Below are 2948 nucleotides of genomic sequence, written 5' to 3'. Positions count from 1 at the left end.
AATGCGGAGATAATCCGTGTTGGCGTCGCCTTCGTAGGAGCTGGGCGCTGTCAGCGCCGCAGCAAACATCAGGCAGGTCTGCCACACAGCGATCTCGGCCACTGTGATCTGCGGACGAAACGCAGTCAGGAGGAGCAGTAGCTCGACCGGGGTCGGCAGAGCAGCCCCCTGGAGGATGTCCTCTACACGCTGCTGCGATACCCCGAGCCGGTCAGCTAGATCCTGAAACGGAGCCGGGTCACTCTCCCAGAACTTCGAGAGTTCCAGCGCGAAGGCGTGGATGGGGTGCATCTGGCCGAGGCCAGAAAGGGTGCCAGCCATACGTTCCTCGCAGTCGGAGAGTGTGGGTCCATCCTCCCTCGTATCCCGCGAACTTGTTGGTGATTGTCCTATCTCAGGCGACACAAAGCCGCGGTTGGTCTACGGTCCCCGCCGACCAGCCCGCCATCATTCGGAGGACCTCGGGGATGATCGACCTAGACATTGACCGCGCGCAGCGCCTGGAAACCATCGCCGCCGAGCGCAACGCCGCCGTGAGCGACACGTTCCCGCTCAGGTTCCGCGGGGGGATCGTGTGCGAGCTGCCGTCCGAGCTGCCGCTGGATGTGCTGGAGCCGCTGACGCACGTCGCGGTGGACCTGGGCCTGATCGTGCGCACCGCGCTGGACGCCGCCCGAGCGAGCGACCCGAACGCGGCCAACATGGCGCTGCTCGACATGGTGATCGACCAGCTCGTCATCAACAAGAAGCTGCCCGACCAGGTGATGGCGGCCGTGCATCAGATGGCGGTCCGGCTGTTCGGCGAGCAGGGGTTCGCGGACTTCTTCGCTCTGCGGCCGGCCCTGCCGGACATGGTCGCGCTGTTCAAGGGCCTGGCGCGGGAGTACGGGCTGCGCCTGGGGGAATCCTCGCCGTCCTCCGGCTCATCGAGCGGTGGGACGACCTCGACAACTCCCTCGCCCACCACTACCCCGGGTTCGAGCCTCGGGGAGCCTGGCGGCGGCCCGGCCAGCCTGGATTCTTCGGCGTTCGGCGGCTACTCATCCGAGCAGAAGGACTCCCCGCTGACGCCCTCGTCCGGCTGACGCCGGAGCAGCGGGCCGACCCGTGGCCGCGCTACTACGAGATCCTGACGCAGATCTTGGAGGAGTTGGCTGTGCTGGCGGCCGAGCGGCGGCGGCCGAAGCCCCGCGAGGTGAAGCGGCCGGATTGGGTGACGGGTAAGAAGGCGAAGACCGGCATGGATCGGGCGTTCGGGGTCATGCTGGCCACGGCGCGGCCGATCACGTGACGAGGGCCAGGACCTAACGGTCCCGGCCCTCCATCGTGCCCGAGAAGGATCTAGGGATGCTTGGGTGGTAGTCCTTAGGGGTTAGGCGGCATGGGCAGCGGCGCGTTCGGGCACTCGGCGGCGATGGAGGTCAGCTCCTGCTTCTCCCGCTCGTCTACGGTCAGGCTCCATTGGCGTTTGACCGCGGTCCACTCGGCGATGTAGCGGCAGCGGACGGCCTCGATCGGCAGCCAGTCAGCGGGGTCCTTGTCGGCCTTGCTCCTGTTGGAGCGGGCGGTGACGGCGACCAGGTGCTCGGGGGCGTCGAGGAAGTTGGCGTATGCCTGGCGCTGAGCCGCGTCCCACGTCGAGGCGCCAGAGTCCCAGGCTTCGGCCAGTGGGACTAGATGATCGACGTCCAGTTTGCCCGCGTCTGTCACGATTTGATCGTCGTAGTACGAGTACCAGACGCCCCCAGCAAGGGCGCACTTCGGGCCGACCTCGGGGGCGTCGATGGCCTCGGCGATGAGCACCTCTTGGCGGGCGTTGCATCCGTCGCCGTCGGCGTCGACCCAGTGCTTGAAGCTGGTGCGTTTGTAGCCTTCCCGGTTCTCGGCGGCGACGGTCAGGTCGGCGACGGCCGCTCGCAGCAGGGGCGGGGGGACGGCATGACGGGTTGCTTGCGCCTGGGCGGGCCCGACGCCGGCAAGGGTGGTGGCCAGCAGTGCCATGGCAAGGACCGCGTGGCGCAGGGGGAGACGCATAACCCTCCAGCTCAATTACTGTAAGTCATTGAATAGCAACTGACAGTAGTTACAGGAGGTGGGAAGGGTTATCGCCATGGCGGTAAGAGTCGCCTGCCCCTACATCAACCTGAACCGGCACGTCGCTCGTCTCCGGTCCGGCCCACCACGCGGCGCCGCGGCGTAGCCCCCGGCTCCGGCTGGTGTCACATGGGCGCGACCGCGAGCAGGGAACCGGCCAACACCTGGAGCTGGCCCGTCGTCTGCTCCAGCACGACGTCATCGACGTACAGTTCCGTCCCGGCCGGCGGCGACTGCCGCATGCCGATGAACACCTCGACGCGCTCAGCGCTGACCGGCGCCTCATCCTCGATCAGGTAGTGCTTCCACTCCCCGGCCGGTATCGCCTCCAGCAGTTCCGCCTCCGCGACCTGCATACCGTCGCCGTCCCACCAGGTGATCCAGACGCCGACGCTCGGCCAGCCTGCCGGCGAGTACAGCCAGGCACTGAACCGGTAGCCGCCGCCGCTGAACGTATTGGCCAGCACGATTGCGGCGGTCTCCTGGTCGCCCCAAGCGGCCAGGCGGGCGGCTCCTGGCTCGCTGTGGGCCGGGGTGTCGACGTATTCGAGATCGCCGCCGTTGGAGCTCCAGTTGGCAGGCCCGTTGGGGTACGACCACTGCTCGCGGGCGACGGTGGGCGCCAGGCTGATCGTCCCCGGCTCGGTGACGTCCACCACGGCGTCGACGCGGAGCTGGATGAGGGGGTAGTCCGGGCGAATCCAGAACCTCCAATGGTAGGTGAGTGGCCCGTACTGGTCGGTGGCGTAGGTGTAGAGGTCGCCGTCCGGCGAGTAGATGATGCTGGTCGCCGTGTGGACGAGGGCGGAGGCCGGGCCGGTGAGGGCCATGCCCATCAGCACCCGGTAGGCGGC

Annotated in this window: 5 protein-coding genes; 2 read left to right on the top strand and 3 right to left on the bottom strand. The window is 67.7% G+C overall.

Going from position 1 to position 2948, the window contains the following annotated elements:
- Positions 1 to 291 (bottom strand): helix-turn-helix domain-containing protein (locus ACWCSD_RS50795; protein ID WP_449926765.1); only part of this gene is annotated, 291 nt, incomplete at its 3' end.
- A gap of 176 nt (positions 292 to 467) precedes the next feature.
- Here ACWCSD_RS50795 and ACWCSD_RS50790 point away from each other — a divergent pair.
- Together ACWCSD_RS50790 and ACWCSD_RS50785 are read left to right on the top strand one after the other, a co-directional pair.
- Positions 468 to 1085, top strand: coding sequence for a hypothetical protein (locus ACWCSD_RS50790; protein WP_449926762.1), 618 nt, complete (start codon positions 468 to 470; stop codon positions 1083 to 1085).
- Positions 1086 to 1156: 71 nt separating this feature from the next.
- Entirely contained in the window at positions 1157 to 1291 is a 135-nt protein-coding gene (locus tag ACWCSD_RS50785) for a hypothetical protein (protein ID WP_449926759.1), read from the top strand.
- A gap of 74 nt (positions 1292 to 1365) precedes the next feature.
- Here ACWCSD_RS50785 and ACWCSD_RS50780 read toward each other — a convergent pair whose 3' ends face one another.
- Both ACWCSD_RS50780 and ACWCSD_RS50775 read right to left on the bottom strand, forming a co-directional pair.
- Entirely contained in the window at positions 1366 to 2001 is a 636-nt protein-coding gene (locus tag ACWCSD_RS50780) for an HNH endonuclease family protein (RefSeq protein ID WP_449926757.1), read from the bottom strand.
- Between the two features lie 218 nt (positions 2002 to 2219).
- On the bottom strand, positions 2220 to 2948 hold a 729-nt coding region (locus tag ACWCSD_RS50775; protein ID WP_449926754.1), incomplete at its 5' end, for a hypothetical protein.

Source organism: Nonomuraea sp. NPDC001684 (genome assembly GCF_053596515.1).
The sequence above is the reverse complement of the archived record's forward strand: the minus strand, read 5'-3'. Positions and strand labels throughout refer to the sequence as shown.

Bases quoted from the DNA above. Each gene is read 5' to 3' on its own strand.
- ACWCSD_RS50790 (WP_449926762.1), top strand. From the start codon at position 468: ATGATCGACCTAGACATTGACCGCGCGCAGCGCCTGGAAACCATCGCC.
- ACWCSD_RS50780 (WP_449926757.1), bottom strand. From the start codon at position 2,001: ATGGCACTGCTGGCCACCACCCTTGCCGGCGTCGGGCCCGCCCAGGCG.